At 58.2% G+C, this 17,222-nt stretch carries 20 protein-coding genes; 12 read left to right on the top strand and 8 right to left on the bottom strand.

The features are described from left to right. Nucleotides 1–31: 31 nt before the first annotated feature. The 3 genes from purE to GOV38_RS09905 are packed head-to-tail and all read left to right on the top strand — an operon-like array spanning nucleotide 32 to nucleotide 2,345. Nucleotides 32–517 (top strand): 5-(carboxyamino)imidazole ribonucleotide mutase, encoded by a 486-nt coding sequence (gene purE / locus GOV38_RS09915; RefSeq protein ID WP_171101764.1) that lies wholly within the window; start codon nucleotides 32–34, stop codon nucleotides 515–517. Further along, a complete protein-coding gene (locus GOV38_RS09910) occupies nucleotides 514–1,269 on the top strand; it encodes an NAD(P)-binding domain-containing protein (RefSeq protein WP_171209977.1) in 756 nt (251 codons plus the stop codon). Before purE ends, GOV38_RS09910 begins: the two co-directional genes overlap by 4 nt. Before the next feature lie 2 nt (nucleotides 1,270–1,271). Further along, nucleotides 1,272–2,345 carry a 5-(carboxyamino)imidazole ribonucleotide synthase gene (locus GOV38_RS09905; RefSeq protein ID WP_171209978.1) on the top strand — a complete coding sequence of 358 codons (1,074 nt, stop codon included), beginning with the start codon at nucleotides 1,272–1,274 and terminating at the stop codon, nucleotides 2,343–2,345. A 56-nt stretch (nucleotides 2,346–2,401) separates the two neighbouring features. On the opposite strand, the gene GOV38_RS09900 is transcribed toward GOV38_RS09905, so the two are convergent. The 6 genes from GOV38_RS09900 to GOV38_RS09875 all read right to left on the bottom strand — a co-directional run bounded on the left by GOV38_RS09900 (nucleotide 2,402) and on the right by GOV38_RS09875 (nucleotide 8,220). Then, nucleotides 2,402–3,553, bottom strand: coding sequence for an alpha-D-ribose 1-methylphosphonate 5-triphosphate diphosphatase (locus tag GOV38_RS09900; RefSeq protein ID WP_171209979.1), 1,152 nt, complete (start codon nucleotides 3,551–3,553; stop codon nucleotides 2,402–2,404). Further along, nucleotides 3,550–4,323: a triacylglycerol lipase gene (locus GOV38_RS09895; RefSeq protein ID WP_171209980.1), complete on the bottom strand. Its 774-nt coding sequence runs from the start codon at nucleotides 4,321–4,323 to the stop codon at nucleotides 3,550–3,552. The genes GOV38_RS09900 and GOV38_RS09895 overlap by 4 nt, the downstream gene beginning before the upstream one ends. Nucleotides 4,324–4,361: 38 nt before the next feature. Continuing rightward, nucleotides 4,362–5,204 (bottom strand): DMT family transporter, encoded by an 843-nt coding sequence (locus GOV38_RS09890; protein ID WP_171209981.1) that lies wholly within the window; start codon nucleotides 5,202–5,204, stop codon nucleotides 4,362–4,364. Between the two features lie 182 nt (nucleotides 5,205–5,386). Next, a complete protein-coding gene (gene groL, locus GOV38_RS09885; protein ID WP_171101758.1) occupies nucleotides 5,387–7,030 on the bottom strand; it encodes a chaperonin GroEL in 1,644 nt (547 codons plus the stop codon). Nucleotides 7,031–7,085: 55 nt separating this feature from the next. Further along, nucleotides 7,086–7,373, bottom strand: a complete 288-nt coding sequence (gene groES / locus GOV38_RS09880) for a co-chaperone GroES (protein WP_170423103.1) — start codon at nucleotides 7,371–7,373, stop codon at nucleotides 7,086–7,088. Nucleotides 7,374–7,545: 172 nt separating this feature from the next. After that, a complete protein-coding gene (locus tag GOV38_RS09875; RefSeq protein ID WP_171101757.1) occupies nucleotides 7,546–8,220 on the bottom strand; it encodes a DUF2161 domain-containing phosphodiesterase in 675 nt (224 codons plus the stop codon). Nucleotides 8,221–8,330: 110 nt separating this feature from the next. On the opposite strand from GOV38_RS09875, the gene GOV38_RS09870 reads away from it, so the two are divergent. From GOV38_RS09870 to GOV38_RS09840, 7 genes are all read left to right on the top strand, one after another. Then, complete coding sequence (locus tag GOV38_RS09870; RefSeq protein WP_171209982.1) at nucleotides 8,331–9,311, top strand: TraB/GumN family protein; 981 nt, start codon at nucleotides 8,331–8,333, stop codon at nucleotides 9,309–9,311. A 111-nt stretch (nucleotides 9,312–9,422) separates the two neighbouring features. After that, nucleotides 9,423–10,343 (top strand): manganese-dependent inorganic pyrophosphatase, encoded by a 921-nt coding sequence (locus tag GOV38_RS09865; RefSeq protein WP_171209983.1) that lies wholly within the window; start codon nucleotides 9,423–9,425, stop codon nucleotides 10,341–10,343. Between the two features lie 233 nt (nucleotides 10,344–10,576). After that, nucleotides 10,577–11,452 (top strand): TIGR01459 family HAD-type hydrolase, encoded by an 876-nt coding sequence (locus tag GOV38_RS09860; protein ID WP_171209984.1) that lies wholly within the window; start codon nucleotides 10,577–10,579, stop codon nucleotides 11,450–11,452. A gap of 100 nt (nucleotides 11,453–11,552) precedes the next feature. Continuing rightward, nucleotides 11,553–11,996: a MaoC family dehydratase gene (locus GOV38_RS09855; protein WP_171209985.1), complete on the top strand. Its 444-nt coding sequence runs from the start codon at nucleotides 11,553–11,555 to the stop codon at nucleotides 11,994–11,996. A 59-nt stretch (nucleotides 11,997–12,055) separates the two neighbouring features. Next, complete coding sequence (locus GOV38_RS09850) at nucleotides 12,056–12,988, top strand: bifunctional riboflavin kinase/FAD synthetase (protein ID WP_171209986.1); 933 nt, start codon at nucleotides 12,056–12,058, stop codon at nucleotides 12,986–12,988. After that, a complete protein-coding gene (locus tag GOV38_RS09845) occupies nucleotides 12,985–13,458 on the top strand; it encodes a YcgN family cysteine cluster protein (RefSeq protein WP_171209987.1) in 474 nt (157 codons plus the stop codon). The genes GOV38_RS09850 and GOV38_RS09845 overlap by 4 nt, the downstream gene beginning before the upstream one ends. Beyond that, the gene (locus tag GOV38_RS09840) at nucleotides 13,458–14,504 is read left to right on the top strand and encodes a low specificity L-threonine aldolase (RefSeq protein WP_171209988.1); all 1,047 of its coding nucleotides are present in this window, start codon (nucleotides 13,458–13,460) and stop codon (nucleotides 14,502–14,504) included. The genes GOV38_RS09845 and GOV38_RS09840 overlap by 1 nt, the downstream gene beginning before the upstream one ends. A gap of 10 nt (nucleotides 14,505–14,514) precedes the next feature. Here GOV38_RS09840 and GOV38_RS09835 read toward each other — a convergent pair whose 3' ends face one another. Next, the gene (locus GOV38_RS09835) at nucleotides 14,515–15,114 is read right to left on the bottom strand and encodes a 2-hydroxychromene-2-carboxylate isomerase (RefSeq protein WP_171209989.1); all 600 of its coding nucleotides are present in this window, start codon (nucleotides 15,112–15,114) and stop codon (nucleotides 14,515–14,517) included. A 108-nt stretch (nucleotides 15,115–15,222) separates the two neighbouring features. Here GOV38_RS09835 and GOV38_RS09830 point away from each other — a divergent pair, with 108 nt between their 5' ends. Then, nucleotides 15,223–16,242, top strand: coding sequence for a ribose-phosphate pyrophosphokinase (locus GOV38_RS09830; RefSeq protein WP_171133283.1), 1,020 nt, complete (start codon nucleotides 15,223–15,225; stop codon nucleotides 16,240–16,242). A gap of 59 nt (nucleotides 16,243–16,301) precedes the next feature. Then, nucleotides 16,302–16,751: a ribose 5-phosphate isomerase B gene (gene rpiB, locus GOV38_RS09825; protein WP_171209990.1), complete on the top strand. Its 450-nt coding sequence runs from the start codon at nucleotides 16,302–16,304 to the stop codon at nucleotides 16,749–16,751. A 30-nt stretch (nucleotides 16,752–16,781) separates the two neighbouring features. On the opposite strand, the gene GOV38_RS09820 is transcribed toward rpiB, so the two are convergent. Beyond that, complete coding sequence (locus GOV38_RS09820; protein WP_171209991.1) at nucleotides 16,782–17,132, bottom strand: H-type lectin domain-containing protein; 351 nt, start codon at nucleotides 17,130–17,132, stop codon at nucleotides 16,782–16,784. Nucleotides 17,133–17,222 lie beyond the last annotated feature (90 nt).

The raw sequence follows: 17,222 nt of genomic DNA, 5'->3' as shown, positions 1-17,222 counted from the left end.
GCGCTCTTTCTGAGCGCGGAGACAAAAGCGGATGAGCGATGTGAAAGTGGGGATCATCATGGGCAGCCAGTCGGATTGGCCCACGATGAAGGACGCTGCTGATATTCTGGACGAGTTGGGTGTCGCTTACGAGGCGCGCATCGTTTCGGCCCACCGCACCCCTGACCGGCTTTGGGACTATGGCAAAACCGCCGTGTCGCGCGGATTGCAGGTTATCATCGCCGGAGCCGGAGGGGCCGCGCATTTGCCGGGCATGATGGCATCGAAAACACGTGTGCCGGTCATCGGCGTGCCGGTTCAGACCCGCGCATTGTCGGGCGTCGATTCGCTTTATTCCATTGTGCAGATGCCCAAAGGGTTTCCCGTGGCGACCATGGCCATTGGATCGGCGGGGGCTATCAATGCGGGCCTGATGGCTGCCGGTATTCTCGCCTTGCAGGATGACGTGCTGGCGGGGCGGCTGGATGCCTGGCGCGCGGCCCTGTCAGATTCGATCCCGCAGGAACCGCAGGGATGAGCCGCATCGGGTTTATCGGAACCGGCCATATCGCCGCGCCGATGGCCCGCTTCTTGGCTGCCAGAGGGCATGAGGTTTCCGTCACTCGGCGCAATATCGACGCATCAACTGAACTACAGCGCGAGATAGGCGCGCAGGTCGCGGACCCGCAGGGGGTAATAGACGCCTCGGACATCGTCTTTTTATGTCTGCGCCCGCAGGTCGCGTCCGACGTCTTGGCCCCGCTAAGCTTCCGCGCAGATCAGCGGATCGTTTCGGTGATGGCCTCTGTCTCGGCCCAGCAATTGGCGCAGCTATGCGCACCCGCGTCCGATTTTGTTCAGACCATCCCCTTGGGGTTTCTGGAAAACGGTGGCTGCCCGTTGGCAGCTTACGGCAATGACAGCGTTCTGGCCGAGTTGTTCGAGCCAGAAAACCCTGTTGTCAAAGTCGCGGATGAAGCCGCGTTGAACGCCCATTTTGCAATCTGCGCCATGGTTCCCGGCCTGCTCGATCTGATGGCCAGCGGCGCGGCCTGGTTGGGTCGCACAACCGGAGATGACGCCGGGGCCGAATTCTATACCACGCAGTTAATGGCAGGCTTTTTGGCGAATATGGACAAAGGTGCCGCCGGGCGCCTTGCACGGGAACGGGATGATCTTGCGACAGACGGCACGCTCAGCCTGCAGATGACAGAGACATTGCGCAGCCACGGGGCGCATGAAGCACTGCGCGTGGCGCTTGATGCAATCGGCAAACGTTTGGAGACTTGAACATGGCGGAAATGCTGGCCCCAGGCGCAGTGATCGGAATTTTGGGCGGTGGCCAATTGGGCCGGATGTTGTCCGTGGCCGCAGCCCGGCTGGGCTTTGTCAGCCACATCTTTGAGCCGGGAGCCAATCCGCCTGCCGGTCAGGTGGCGGACCGGGTGACAACGGCGGCCTATGACGATGTCGAGGCGCTCAAGCGCTTTGCCGACAGCGTCGATGTCATCACCTATGAGTTTGAGAATATCCCCACCGAGGCGCTGGATATTCTGGAAGCGCACCGGCCAATCCGCCCCGGGCGCGAGGCGTTGCGAGTTAGCCAGGACAGGCTGACGGAGAAAACCTATCTCCAGGATCTGGGGCTGCAAACGGCTCCTTTCGCCGACATCGCTGATCTGGCCAGCCTTGAGGCGGCAATTGATCGGATCGGAACCCCTTCTATCTTGAAGACCCGGCGGTTTGGCTATGATGGCAAGGGGCAGGCCCGGCTGCGCACACCCGAAGATGCCGCAGCTGCGCTGGCCGACATGGCCGGAGCACCGGCGATTCTAGAGGGGTTCATCGAATTTTCGCACGAGGTTTCCATCATTGCCGCACGCGGGCTTGACGGTGCGGTGGCCTGTTTCGATCCCGGTGAAAACGTGCATCGCGACGGTATCCTGCATACTACAAAGATCCCGGCCCGGCTTTCGGCAACTCAGCGAACAGATGCTGTTCTGTTGGCAGCCAATATCCTGAACGCTTTGGAGTATGTCGGGGTCATGGGTGTCGAGCTGTTTGTCACACCGCAGGGTTTGATCGTGAACGAGATCGCACCGCGTGTGCATAACTCGGGCCATTGGACGCAGAACGGTTGCGCCGTTGATCAGTTTGAACAACATATCCGCGCAATTGCTGGCTGGCCGCTGGGCGACGGGCAACGTCATTCGGACGTGGTGATGGAAAACCTGATCGGCGATGACATTAACCGCGTCCCACAATTGGCGCAGGAACGTGACGTGGCGCTGCATCTTTATGGCAAGGCCGAGGTAAAAGCAGGCCGCAAGATGGGCCATTTCAACCGGATCGTCCGCAAGTCGTAGTCGCGCTTGTGCGCGATGCCTCCGGCGGGGATTTTTTTGGCCAGGTAAAGCGCGGATCAGCGCAGAAAGCGGGCCGCGATATCTCCGGCCATATAGCTGACCCGCCCGGCTGATAATGTGGCTGCAACGCGGTGGGTGTCTGCGTCCAGTATGACCAGATCGGCGCGTTTTCCGGGGCTGAGTTCTCCGCGATCTGACAGGCCCAGCACGCGTGCCGGACCGGACGAAACCAACGCCCACGCACCTGCCAGATCAACCAGTCCGGATTTGGCGAGCATCAGGGCGGCGCGGCGCGGGCTGGGATAGTGATAGTCGGAGGCAATGGCGTCACATAGCCCCATGGCGATCAGGTCCAACGCGCTGACATTGCCTTTGTGCGACCCGCCACGCACCACATTGGGGGATCCAAGAATAACGTGATCTCCGGCCTGCTGCGCCGCTTCGGCGGCTTCAAGCGTCTCGGGAAACTCCGATATTTGCGCACCCCGCGCGCGCCAGGTTGCCCGATCCTCGGATGTTGAATCGTCATGGCTGCCCAGACGCACGCCCTGCTCTCTGAGTTCGGCACAAAGAAGGTCAAGCGCAGCAGGCACCTCTCCGCGCCGCGTATGCATGTCCAACAGCATTTGGAAATGCGCCTCTGGGTTGCGCCCTGCCTTCAACGCCTGCCCGGTCAAACGCGGGGGTTTGCGCCCCTCGGCCAAACGGTCATGCGGCAGATGATCGTTGAACACAACATAGGGAATCTTCCAGGCGGCGATGCGGTCTGGCAGTTCCGCGTAGTGATCCAGCATATGAGTTTCGAACCGCAACTGAGGGATCAGATCCGTCACGGTCGCTGGACCCACGGCCGCGATGGCGTCAAAGACCTGTGCTGCAAAGTCGGGCCCGCGCACACCGCCTTCCCAGCTGTAGAACTGGGCCAAAACCGCTGTCGTGATCCCGTTTGCGGCAAGCTCGGCCTCGACGGCCAGAATGCCTTCGGTCATCTGCTTCATCGCCCCCCGGCGCGGCGCGATATGGCGTTCGAAACCATCGCCATGCAGATCGATGATACCGGGCAGGACCCAATAGCCAGACAGATCCACTTGGCGAGCAGACGCGTTCGTACAAATGACACCGTCAGCCAAAGACAGATCCGTGGCGAACAGCCCCCGATCAGGCGTCAAAACCTGAGCGCCTGTCAGCGTTAACGATAATGCGCTCATTCCGACCGCTCGGAATCAGGTTCGGAGCAATCCAGACCGATGCAGATCTCGTCAATAATGTCCGTAACCCCGTCCAGCCAGGTGATCTCCGGATCAAAACGACCAAATTCGATGAAATGCAGCGCCTGCGCCATGACCCAAGGGTTGTTCATCATGAATGTGTGCGTCACCGGCAGAACGATATGGTCCTTCATCCCGTCGACCTTTGTGGTCTCAATCGAAACCTTGCCATCATCCGGGCCGTCGATCAGCGAGGAAAACAGCAGGTTCAACGAATTTTCACCCGCGATCACCCCAAGCTCGAATGTGACCGGGGGCAGTTGTCGCGGGATACCTTCGGGGCCTGTCCCTAACGCCAGACCTGCCGGTCCGTTCAACATGCCGAACACCTCGTAAGCGCCCAACTCGTCGACCAGTTGGCTGCCTTGGTTGGGCGGCCCAAGCATGACCGTTCTGCCCAGATTTTGCGGGTGATTGTCCTGCAGCCAGTACCGCAGAAGAATGCCCCCCATCGAATGGGCCACAACGTTCACCGTATCCTCGCCGCAGGCTGCAAACGCTTCGGGCATCGTTTGATCAGCCAATTCCGGAATCGTCAGGTCAGTCGAAGGATAGCCCGGGCGGACAACGTGATAATCATGCGCCTTGAACAGTTGCTCCATCACCGTAAACGACGCCTCTGTACGGGCCAGACCATGCAGCAACACCACGCATTTGGCATGGAGCAGTCCGGGGGCCAGACACAGAACAAAGGCAAACACAAACTTCATAGCCGCCAAATACGCCCAAACTTGGGGTGATAAAACCCCTAGCGCGGCGTCAGGCGCAAGACGGCCAACGCGATACCACCCAAAACAAGCGCAGCACCCAGGATCAGGCGCAGGCTTGCGGCCTCGCCCAGCAAGACCACGCCCGCCACAATGGCGATGATCGGAACGCTGAGTTGCACGACCGCTGCCGTTGTAGCGGCCAGTTGCGGCAAAACCCGATACCAAAGCGCATAACCCAAGCCCGAGGTAACCCCGCCGGACAGCGCTGCCAGAGCGTATCCAGCAGCGCTCATGTCCCAATTGCCGCCCAGCGGGATCAACCCCAGTGCTGTCACCGGCAAAGCTACAATGAAATTGGCTGCGGTTCCGGCCAACGCGTCGGGTTCGGATCGACCCACCAGCGAATAGATTGCCCAACCAACGCCAGCAGCCACCATTAGCATCGCTCCGATAGGATCGACCCGCACATCCCCTGACGGCCAAAGCACATATGCAAGCCCCAACAGCGCAATCGCCGCGCCTGAAACTTGCCGCATCGTCGGTGCCGCACCAGTGACCGATGTCACCGCAAACATGGTAATTTGCACCACCCCGAACAGGATCAAAGCGCCCAACCCTGCATCCAGGGTCAGATAGGCCAGCGAGAACCCTATCATGTAAAGCGACAAGGATCCCGCCCCCGCGATCCGCCGCCTGTTTCTCAGCGGTAAATGCCCGGACCTCAGCACCACCAGGGCTGCCAGCACCAACGCCCCTGACAAAACCCGGATCACGGCAAAACCCGCTGGATCGCTCGCGCCGCTTTCAACGGCCAGCCGATTCAGAATCGAGTTTGACGCAAAGGCGCACATGGTCAGGGCAGTCAGAAGAAACAATTGCATCCCAACCGCATAGCGGTTTCGAAAAGCTTTGCACACTCCCTTTCACGCAGACGCGCCACCCCGCTTCTTCTGTTCAAAAATACCTCCGCCGGAGGCATGGCCGCACCAGCGGCCATTCAAAACAAAAACGGGGCCGCCCCAAGGCGACCCCGTCTCAATTCGCAACTGCGTAAGCGGTAAGCTTACATCATGCCGCCCATGCCGCCCATGTCGGGCATGCCACCGGCCGGTGCCGCGCCTTCTTTGGCAGGCTTGTCGGCGACCATGGCTTCGGTGGTGACCAGAAGGCCTGCAACCGATGCCGCGTCTTCCAGAGCGGTCCGAACAACTTTGGCCGGGTCGATGACGCCGAACGAGAACATGTCGCCATATTCTTCGGTCTGAGCGTTGAAGCCAAAGGACGCATCCGAGGATTCACGAACTTTGCCCGCAACAACCGCACCGTCGACGCCTGCGTTCTCAGCGATCTGGCGCAGAGGCGCTTCGATGGCCTTGCGTACGATGTTGATACCCGCGTCCTGATCGGCGTTTGCACCTTTCAGGGCTTCCAAAGCTTTACCGGCCTGAACCAGAGCAACACCGCCGCCCACAACAACGCCTTCCTGTACAGCAGCGCGGGTTGCGTTCAGAGCATCGTCCACACGGTCTTTACGCTCTTTCACTTCAACTTCGGTCATGCCGCCGACACGGATAACAGCAACACCGCCTGCCAGTTTGGCAACGCGCTCTTGCAGTTTCTCACGGTCGTAGTCGCTGGTGGTTTCTTCGATTTGAGTGCGGATCTGACCAACACGCGCTTCGATCTCGGCTTTTTCGCCTGCACCGTCAACGATAGTGGTTTCGTCTTTGGTGATCTCGATCTTTTTGGCAGTGCCCAGCATGTCCATGGTGACGGACTCGAGCTTCATGCCCAGATCTTCGCTGATGACCTGACCGCCGGTCAGGATTGCGATGTCTTGCAGCATGGCTTTGCGGCGATCGCCGAAGCCCGGTGCTTTGACAGCAGCAATTTTCAGGCCGCCGCGCAGTTTGTTGACAACCAGAGTCGCCAGCGCTTCGCCCTCAACATCCTCGGCAATGATCAGCAGCGGCTTTTGCGACTGGATCACTTGCTCCAGCAGCGGAACCATCGGCTGCAGCGAAGACAGTTTCTTTTCGTGCAGCAGGATCATGCAGTCGTCGAGCTCTGCGATCATCTTGTCTGCGTTGGTCACGAAGTAAGGCGACAGGTAGCCACGGTCGAACTGCATACCTTCGACAACGTCGGTCTCGGTTTCCAGACCTTTGTTTTCTTCAACGGTGATGACGCCTTCGTTGCCAACTTTTTGCATCGCGTCTGCGATCTGCTGGCCGATTTCAGCTTCGCCGTTGGCAGAGATTGTACCAACCTGAGCAACTTCTGCCGAGTCTTTGACTTCGCGCGAAGCCGACTTGATGCCTTCAACAACCTTGGCGGTCGCCAGGTCGATGCCACGCTTCAGGTCCATCGGGTTCAGGCCCGCTGCAACCTGCTTCAGACCTTCGCGCACGATGGCTTGGGCCAGAACAGTAGCAGTGGTGGTGCCGTCACCGGCTTCGTCATTGGTGCGGCTGGCGACTTCTTTCACCATTTGCGCGCCCATGTTTTCGAACTTGTCTTCCAGTTCGATTTCCTTGGCAACCGATACACCGTCTTTGGTGATGCGCGGTGCGCCGAAGGATTTGTCCAGTACCACGTTGCGGCCTTTGGGGCCCAGTGTCACTTTAACAGCATCAGCCAGAACATTTACGCCGGCCAGCATGCGGTTACGGGCATCGGTGTCAAATTTGACGTCCTTTGCAGACATGTCGTTTCTCCTTGAGAAATATGTTGAGACGGAAGATCAGAGAAAGCGCCAGGGCTTACTCGATGATCCCCATGATGTCGCTTTCTTTCATCATCAGCAGCTCTTCGCCGTCGACCTGAACCTCGGTGCCCGACCATTTGCCGAACAGGATCTTGTCGCCAGCTTTTACAGCCATTGCGATCAGCTCGCCGCTGTCCTTGCGCGCGCCTTCACCGGTCGCAACAACTTCGCCTTCGCTGGGCTTTTCTTTTGCGCTGTCAGGAATGATCAGGCCGCCTGCGGTTTTCTCTTCGCTTTCAACGCGACGAACCAGCACACGGTCATGAAGCGGTTTCAATGCCATCTTTGCAGCTCCTTGGGCTCAAAGTTATCTATCCTCCCCTCGCGGAAACGCGAGGCGTTAGCACTCACACCTACCGAGTGATAACGACGCATAGCTAGGCAGTCGCCGCGCCCGAGTCAACAAGTTGTGAGGGATTTTTCCAAAATTCAGGATCTGACGGAATAAGGTCGGATTATTCGCTCTGTTCCCAGCTATAAGCCCAGTGTTTCAAACCGTCCTGCCCGGCCTTGGAAAGTGCATAGACACCTTTGTCTACTTTGTCGAACCAGCCATAGTGATTTTCGCGCATCAAACGCGTCGCTGCATCAACACAGGTCGCCTTTGCAACATCCGACCCTTTGGTTGCGCCATGTTCCGCCAGATGCGCCGCGCATTTCAGAGCGTCCTGTCGGTAGGCCGTCACAATCCCATAACGTGTCGCGCCGCCTGCATTGGGGTCGCCCTGCAACCGGTCAAACTCACGCAACAACCGCGCCGCTTTGGCCTTGTCCTTGCGCGGCGCATAGGGCCCGGGGTCGCAATGAACCTCAACCCGGCCGTCTGGGCGCACAGTGATCAACCCCAACCCGAGCCTGCGGCACAGGTTCAGATTGTCCTTGAGCGCGCGCCGCGCCGTCCGCCCTTTGGGCTTGCACACGGCAACATAGACCTGATCCGTGATCCGCAACCGCGTGATCGCCTGATGGAACAGCGCAAGCGCAAAACGCAGTTTCAATTCGACAATAACAGGGGCTTCGTCCCCCCGCACGGCGACAATGTCGGCGGCCCCAACCTCGCCTTTCACAGTGTACCCCTGACGCTCTAACAAAGCCTTGATGGGGGGATAAAGATCCTGCTCGCGGTCCATGGCGCAATGCTAGGCAAATTGCGGGTAAATACCAGCCGATTAACGTGCTTGCACCTACCGGCTCTGCGCGGCAGTGTTCCGGCACCACTGATTTGCAAGGGTAAATTCCAATGCGCATATTTCTGCTCTTACTCTCGATGCTGCTGCCTGTATCTGCTTACGCCGCTTGCGAGGGTCGCGATCTGATGCAGGATTTGTCGCCCGCCTCAAAAGCTGAATTCGATGCCACATTGGCCACCCTACCCTTCCCGGAAGGGAACCACTGGATTGCCACCAAAGATCAGACGACACTGCATATCATAGGCACCCTGCACCTCAATTTTCCCCAGATGGACGCAATCGTCGACCGTCTGGCCCCGACCCTCAAACACGCTGACGCTTTCTATTTCGAAGTCACAAAAGACGAACTTGATGCCTGGGAAAAACGCCTGGCTGCGGATCCAAGCCCGGTTCTGATCACCTCGGGGCCCACACTGGTTGACCTGTTGCCAGAAGAGGACTGGGCCGATCTGTCCGCCATATTGGCCGAACGGGGCATCCCCTCCTGGATGGCGGCAAAGATGCGCCCGTGGTTTCTGGGCATGATGCTGGCACTTCCGACCTGCATCTTGCAAACTCCGCAACCGGAATTCGGCCTCGACACCCGGCTGACCGCGCTGGCCAAAGAACATGGGATTGCGCAACACTCACTCGAAAGCATCGATGACCTGATGCGCTTGTTTAACCGGTACCCTTTGGAAGATCAGGCGAAATCCCTGGCCCGCATGACAGCCACTTTCCAGCAAGGTGAAGATCAGATCACCACGATGGCAAACTCTTATTTCAACGAAAGGCACGCCGAGGTGCTTCTGTTCGGCCGCCTGTTCGGGCGAGAGCTTGCGGGCCTGCCCGAAGACGAGTTTGAAGAGGAATGGGTCAAGATCGAACAAAGCCTGCTGGTCGAACGGAACAACAGCTGGATGCAACGCATTCTGGCCATCGAGGACCAAACCGCCGTCATCGCCGTGGGTGCCGCTCATTTGGGTGATACTTATGGCCTGCTGAACCAGCTGCAGACTGCAGGCTACACCCTCACGCGCGCTCCGTTCTAGGCGCTGGTCAAGCAAACCCAGACCAACCGTCGCATTCGGCACAGGACGGCGTGACAAGCGTGCAGCACCACCCTATAAGGCGCGCAAATATACAATCCTCAGGACGCTGACATGACAACCCTTGTATTTGGCCACAAATCCCCCGACACAGATTCCACCGGCTCTCCGATCCTGTGGGCCTGGTATCTGAACGAAGTGAAAGGCGAGAGCGCCGAGCCCGTTCTGCTTGGTGAGCCCAACACCGAAGCAGCTTTCATGCTGCAGCGCTGGGACCTGCCCAAACCGCGCATCATCGGCGATGTCGAAGCGGATGCTCCGGTCGTTATCGTAGACACCAACAACCCCGCCGAACTGCCCGCCAGCGTCAACGGAGCTGATATCCGCGCCATCATCGATCACCACAAACTGGTCGGTGGGCTGGAAACCAAAGGCCCGATCGACATCACCGTGCGCCCTCTGGCCTGCACCGCCACAATCATGCTTGACCTGATCGGGGACGACGCAGCCCGTATGCCCGACGCGGTGAAAGGCGCCGCGCTCACTTGCATCCTTTCCGACACGCTGGAGTTCCGCTCGCCTACCACCACCCCGCATGACCGTGCCGTGGCCGAGAAACTGGCAGCCGATCTGGGCCTGGACGTATCGGCCTATGCGGCTGAAATGTTTTCGGCAAAGTCGGATGTCTCGTCCTTCTCGGACGCCGAACTGATCCGCATGGACAGCAAGGAATACGAGGTCGACGGCACCAAATTCCGCGTCTCGGTACTGGAAACAACCGCGCCGGGCGTTGTTCTGGACCGCAAAGACAGCCTCGCCGCTTCGATGGTTGACGTCGCCAGCGAGGACGGAGTGGACCAGGTATTGCTGTTTGTTGTCGATATCCTGAATGAAGAGGCCACGTTGCTGGTGCCAAACGACCTGGTAAAAACCGTTGCCGAAAAAAGCTTTGATGCGCAGGTCGATGGGGATGCCGTGGTTCTGCCTGGCATCATGAGCCGCAAAAAGCAGATTATTCCAAATCTCAAGGTCTGATCACCGACCTGAAGGCGCCCCAAACGGGCGCCTTTTTGCTTTATTGCGAGGCTCTGCCTCGCGCTCCGAGGTATTTGGAAACAGAAGAAGCAGAGGATCCATTCTTCTTCTGTTTGAAAGTACCTCGGGGGAGTCGCGGCCTGCCGCGGCGGGGGCAGAGCCCCCTCTGGCCAAACCGACCTGCCTCTGCCATAGGCTGAACCACCCTGTCATTCGCCCGGAAAGTAAGCTCCATGACCCAAATCGTCTCATCGCTGGCTGAAATTTCTGACCGATACAAAGCCCTGTTCGTCGATCTTTGGGGCTGTGTTCACAATGGCATCACCGCTTATCCTGAAGCTGTGGCCGCACTTCAAGCCTATCGCCAGCGGGGCGGTGTTGTTGTGTTGGTCACGAACTCTCCCAAACCGCGCGCTGGCGTGAGAGAACAATTGGTGCAATTTAACGTACCGATTGATGCCTATGACACCATCGCCACTAGTGGGGATTCGGCACGTTCCGCGATGTACCGGGGCGCAGTGGGTGAGAAGGTCTATTTCATGGGAGAATGGCAGCGGGATGCGGGCTTTTTTGAGCCGCTTAAACTGTTGCATCATCCGATCCATATCGAACGCGTTCCGTTGGACGAGGCGGAAGGGATTGTCTGCTGCGGCCCGTTTGATCCAATGGCGGATCCTGACGTTAATCGGCCCGACTTTCTCTATGCCAAGCAAAAGGGCCTCAAGCTGCTCTGCGCCAATCCCGATATCGTAGTGGACCGTGGTGAAGTGCGCGAATGGTGTGCAGGCGCCTTGGCGAAGCTTTACACCGAAATGGGTGGCGAGAGCCTTTATTTCGGCAAGCCCCACCCTCCGATCTACGATCTGGCGCGACGCCGGTTGCAGGAGTTGGGGCATGACATCCCCGACAGCGACATTCTGGTCATCGGCGATGGACCGCATACCGACATTCTGGGCGGGATGGGCGAAGGGATTGATTCCCTATTCATTTCAGGTGGATTGGCCGCGGCTGAAACAAAAACCGAGCACCATCCGCACCACGAATCCCTAACCGATTATATTGCAAGGGAAAACATCAACCCGACCTACACGATTGGTCGGTTGCGCTAGTCAGAAAAAGCTTGATTTTCTGCAGTTGCGAAGTAATAAAGTTGCCAAACTTGGGCATCTGCAGAATTTTTGTTGCCCGCCAAACTCGCATGAGGGTGACATGTTGGACAATCTTCCACGCGGTACGATCTGTATCGAAGACATCGAAATGGGCATAAGCCGGCATCTGCGCAAAGTGGTGACGGACGAGGATATCGAAATGTTTGCCCAGGTCTCAACCGACCGGAACCCGGTGCATCTGGACGATGACTATGCCCGGGATACGATCTTTGAAGGCCGGATCGCCCATGGCATGCTGACTGCCGGTCTGATCTCGGCCGTGATCGGTGAGCAGCTTCCGGGTCACGGCACAGTCTATATGGGGCAATCGCTCAAGTTTCTTGCCCCCGTGCGCCCGGGCGACATGGTTTATGCCGAGGTCAAGGTGATCGACATCGACTTTGCCAAGCGCCGGGTCAAGCTGGATTGTCATTGCGCGGTAGACGGCAAAAAGGTTCTGGTCGGTGAGGCAATGGTTTTGGCACCGTCTCGTAAATTCGACTGATCACGCCTTGCCCCGAACTGCTGCTTGAACCCGCTTGGAACTCCCGCTAGGCAAGCGTCATGCAGATCATTCGGGATTTCCAATTCGTTGAACCTGAAAACCGGGGCGCCAGCGTAGCCATCGGGAATTTTGATGGCGTCCATCTGGGTCACCAATCGGTTATTGAACTGGCCCGGTCTGCGGCCCCGGACCATGCGTTGGGCGTTCTGACATTCGAGCCTCATCCACGCGAATACTTTGCACCGGACGCCGCTGCGTTTCGGTTGATGCGCAGTGCGACGCGCGCGCATCGATTGGAAAAGCTGGGCGTTGAAAAGCTCTATGAGCTGCCCTTCAACGCGGCGCTGGCCGGACTGACGCCGGAAGAATTTGCACGGAATGTGATCCACAAGGGCTTGGGCCTGTCCCATGTGGTTGTGGGGGCCGATTTCTGCTTTGGCAAAGGTCGGTCAGGCACAGCCAGCGACATGCTGCGCTTTGGGCAAGAGATGGGCTTTGGCGTCACCATTGCACCGTTGATGGAAAAGTCAGAAAATGTGGTGTCCTCGACTGCTATACGCACCGCGCTGAGCGACGGACGTCCCCGAGATGCGGCCGAGATGCTGGGACATTGGCATCGGATCGAAGGCGAAGTGATCGGCGGCGAACAGCGGGGGCGCGAACTGGGCTATCCCACCGCCAATATGTCAATCGAAGGGCTGCATCCTCCTAAATTCGGGGTCTATGCCACTTTGGTTGATGTTCTGGATGGTCCGCACAAAGGCAGCTATTGCGGCGCCTCGTCGATTGGGACCCGCCCTATGTTCGATGGTGAACTGCCAAATATCGAAACCTTCCTGTTTGATTTCTCGGGTGACTTATACGGCGCGACCCTGTCCGTAGGACTTGTCCAATACCTCCGGCCGGAACTGACCTTTGATGGTCTTGACGGGCTGATCGCTCAGATGGACGCGGATTGCGCGAAAGCGCGCGAGATTTTGGCGGCTGTATGAGCGTCGATCCGATTGATCGCTCCGGGCTGTCGCCAAAGTTCTGGGAGCGCAAGCCGCTTCAGAAAATGAACCAGCACGAGTGGGAAGCGCTGTGTGATGGATGCGGCAAATGCTGTTTGAACAAGCTGGAAGACGAGGACACGGGCGAAGTTGCGTTGACCTGCGTGGCCTGTCGCCTGCTGGATGACGAGAGCTGCCGCTGCACCCAATATGACATTCGGCATCAATTTGTGCCGGAATGTATCGTCTTGACACCGCAGAATATTGACCAGCATGCCTATTGGCTGCCGCAGACCTGTGCCTATCGCCTGTTGTGGGAAGAAAAACCTCTTTACGACTGGCATCCGTTGATATCCGGTACACCGGACAGCGTGCATGCCGCAGGTGTCTCGGTGCAAGGGCGCACGGTGTCAGAGTTTGAAACCCCCATGGAAGAGTGGGAAGACCACATCATCGAGGAGCCATTGTAATGCATTTCGCCTCTGACAATTCCGGGCCGGTTCATCCCGAAGTTCTTGCCGTTTTGGCCGAGGCCAATGAGGGCTATCAGATGGCCTATGGGGCCGACACGTTGATGGACGAGGTGCGTGACCGCATCCGTGACATCTTTGAAGCACCCGAGGCCGCGGTTTATCTGGTGGCAACGGGCACTGCGGCAAATGCCCTGGCGCTGGCGACACTGTCGCAACCATGGGAGACGATCTTTTGCGCGCCGATGGCCCATATCCAGGAAGATGAGTGCAACGCGCCCGAGTTCTACAGCGGGGCTAAGCTGACCCTGGTCCCCGGTGGCGACAAGATGGCCCCCGAAGCGCTGCGCCAGGCGATCGAGAATGAAGAAACTCGAGGCGTGCATGGCCCGCAGCGTGGTCCGGTGTCGATCACACAAGTGACCGAGCGGGGATCGGTCTATTCCTTGGAAGAGCTGCAAGCCTTGGGCGCGGTCGCCAAAGAATTTGATCTGCCTGTCCACCTGGACGGTGCACGGTTTACCAATGCGCTGGTTGCCCTGAACTGTTCACCCGCGGAAATGACTTGGAAGGCAGGCGTTGATGTGGTCAGCTTTGGCGGCACCAAAAACGGGTTGATGGGGGTCGAGGCGGTGATCCTGTTCGATGCCCAGAAAGCCTTTGAGTTCGAGCTGCGTCGCAAGCGCGGGGCCCATCTGTTTTCCAAGCACCGGTACTTGTCGGCGCAGATGGCGGCCTATTTGCGCGACGATCTGTGGTTGCGCTCGGCCCGGCAAGCCAACGACAATTGCGCGCGCTTGGCTGATGGGCTGCGGGCCGCGGGCGCCAGTTTTGCTCATGAACCACAGGCCAATATGATCTTTGCCAACCTGCCGCGCAAGCAGCACAGGCGTCTGCACGATGCTGGCGTTGCCTATCACCTGTGGGGGTCCAACCTGGAAGGATCCGATGAGGATGAACTTTTGACCTGTCGGCTGGTCTGCGACTGGTCGATCAAACCCGAAGAGATCGACCGGTTTCTGGCCCTTCTGCAAAGGGCCAGATAGGGGCGAACCCCTATTTCAAAGTCGCCAGATGGCGGTCCAGATCCTCAAGCCGGTCCTGTCCCCAGAACCGTTGATCGTCGGGCGTGATATAGAACGGTGCTCCGAACACACCGCGCTCAACGGCTTCTTCCAGATTGGCAGCATAGGTCTCGGCCCCGGTCAGCAGCCCGCTATCGGCCAGGCTTGGATCGAACCCTGCTTTCTCGAGGCAATCACGCACAACCTCGTCTTCGGCAATGTCCTTTTCCTCGGCCCAAACGGCGCGCAAAAACGAATGGCACAGTTGACCAACATTCCCTGACCCGTCCTGAGCAGCCGCAATGATTGCATAAGAGGACGGGGCCGCATTGGTCGGCCAATGGGCGGGTTTCAAGTTGAAGTCCATCCCAAGTTTGCTGGACTGACGCAGCAATTCCTGCGCCCGGTATTCAACGCGTGAGATGTGTCGATCCTTGGGTGGCGTCCCCCCGGTCCGCGCGAACAGGCCCATGATATCCAGAGGCTTGTAGTTTATCGTCGCCCCGTGTTTTGCCGCCACTTCCTCAAGCCGTGTCCCAGCCAGATAGGCATAGGGCGAGAGTGTCGCAAAAAAGTAGTCGATTTGGGTCATATTCACTTTCTCCGCTGCGTTACCTTTGCGCGACGGTAAGGCCATGCTAAGCGGTGTCAACATCACGAATCTGTCACATTGCTCTTGCTGCCCGGGGAAAATCAGCCGATGCCGACACTCAACGAACCCAAGCTTATCGCTGGGAACGCAAACCTTCCGCTTGCCAAAACCATTGCCCGCCGTATGAGCCTGTATCGCGGTGTGGATCAGGGCCTGGTCGATGCCCGGGTCGAGCGGTTCAATGACGGTGAGATCTTTGTCGAAGTGTTCGAGAACGTGCGGGGTGAGGATATGTTCATCATCCAGCCCACATCGAACCCGGCCAATGACAACCTTATGGAATTGCTGATCATCGCTGATGCTCTGCGCCGATCATCCGCGCAGCGTATCACCGCCGTGATCCCCTATTTCGGCTACGCCCGACAGGACCGCCGCACCAAGGCCCGAACACCCATCAGCGCCAAGCTTGTCGCCAATATGCTGGTTGGTGCAGGGATCGAGAGGGTCCTGACAATGGACCTGCACGCCGCACAGATTCAGGGCTTTTTTGATATCCCCGTGGACAACCTCTATGCCTCGCCCATCTTTGCGCTGGATGTGAAAACCCAGTTCAAGGATCAACTGGACGAGATCATGGTGGTGTCACCCGATGTGGGTGGCGTCGCCCGCGCGCGCGAATTGGCCAAGCGCATCAACGCCCCTCTATCGATTGTCGACAAGCGCCGTGAGAAAGCCGGTGAAGTGGCCGAGATGACGGTGATCGGTGAGGTACAGGATAAGATCTGCCTGATCGTGGACGATATGTGCGACACCGCTGGAACACTGTGCAAAGCGGCCCAGGTTCTGATGGATAACGGCGCTAGAGAAGTACATTCCTATATCACCCACGGTGTCATGAGCGGCCCTGCCGTCGAGCGCGTGACCAATTCGGTGATGAAATCTCTGGTGCTGACGGATTCGATCCAGCCCACGAAAGAGGTCGCAGCCGCGAAAAATATCCGCATCGTTCCAACCGCCCCGATCTTTACACAGGCGATCCTGAACATATGGAACGGCACCTCTGTGTCCTCACTCTTTGAGGATAAGACCCTGACGCCGATTTACGAGTCCATGTACCATATGGACTGATCAGAACGGGCGACCTTCGGTCGTCCTTTTTTGTGATACCAACAAGGCAGGAGCTTTCCGTGACCGCCCCCAAACGCATTATTCTTTCCAGCGACCACGCCGCCATCGATTTGCGCCAGGCCATCGCCGACCATATCTCGGCCCAAGGCTGGGAGGTCGTGGATATCGGCCCCAAAACACCAGAAAGCACCCATTACCCGATCCACGGCAAGGCCGCTGCTGAGGCAGTCGCCTCTGGGGACTGCACTTTGGGGATCATCCTCTGCGGCACCGGGCAAGGGATCATGATGGCCGCGAACAAAGTGCCCGGCATCCGCTGTGGTGTCTGTTCCGATACCTTCTCTGCTCGGATGATCCGACAGCACAACAATGCCAACATGCTTGCGATTGGTGCGAGGGTGGTGGGCGAAGGAACCGCCCTGGACATTGTCGACGCGTTTCTGGGGGCCGAGTTCGAAGCTGGCCGACATGCGACCCGAGTGGACATGATCGAGGTTCAAGACGCCTGATCTTCGGTCTCAATCTACTTTGAACCGGAATTAGGATATCTGCCAATCATCCGCGTGCGCAACCTCGCCCATGGCGATCCAGGCCACGCGGATACGGGCAATTCGGGTATCGGACCATGTACGGAACACGGCGACAAAACCGTCACAGGTAATATCCGACGTCGTCACCTCGGCGCGCAGGGCAGATGAATTGTCAACGTCCCACAGGGAAATACCAAGCTGAACAACTGGTGGCGATCGGAACCGTTCGGCAAATTGGATCTCGGTGCGCCGCTCTCGGGGGCCTTCACCGGTCCACATCTCGCCACCGTTTCCAAATTCGGAAAACAGCACCTCTTCGCCCTGATCAATGCCGATGGGGTGAGTTAGAAATTTCTTCATACTTCCATCTGTTTTGTTGAATATGTGCTACTTACTCTGGCTTTTGGGCAAAAGCACGACAAAAAACGGCCCCGCTGCAAAGCGAGGCCG

It is taken from the genome of Ruegeria sp. HKCCA5839 (assembly GCF_013035585.1).
In the GTDB taxonomy this organism is placed as follows: domain Bacteria; phylum Pseudomonadota; class Alphaproteobacteria; order Rhodobacterales; family Rhodobacteraceae; genus Ruegeria.
Note: the sequence above shows the minus strand (reverse complement) of the source record. Positions and strands in the feature narration are given on the sequence as shown.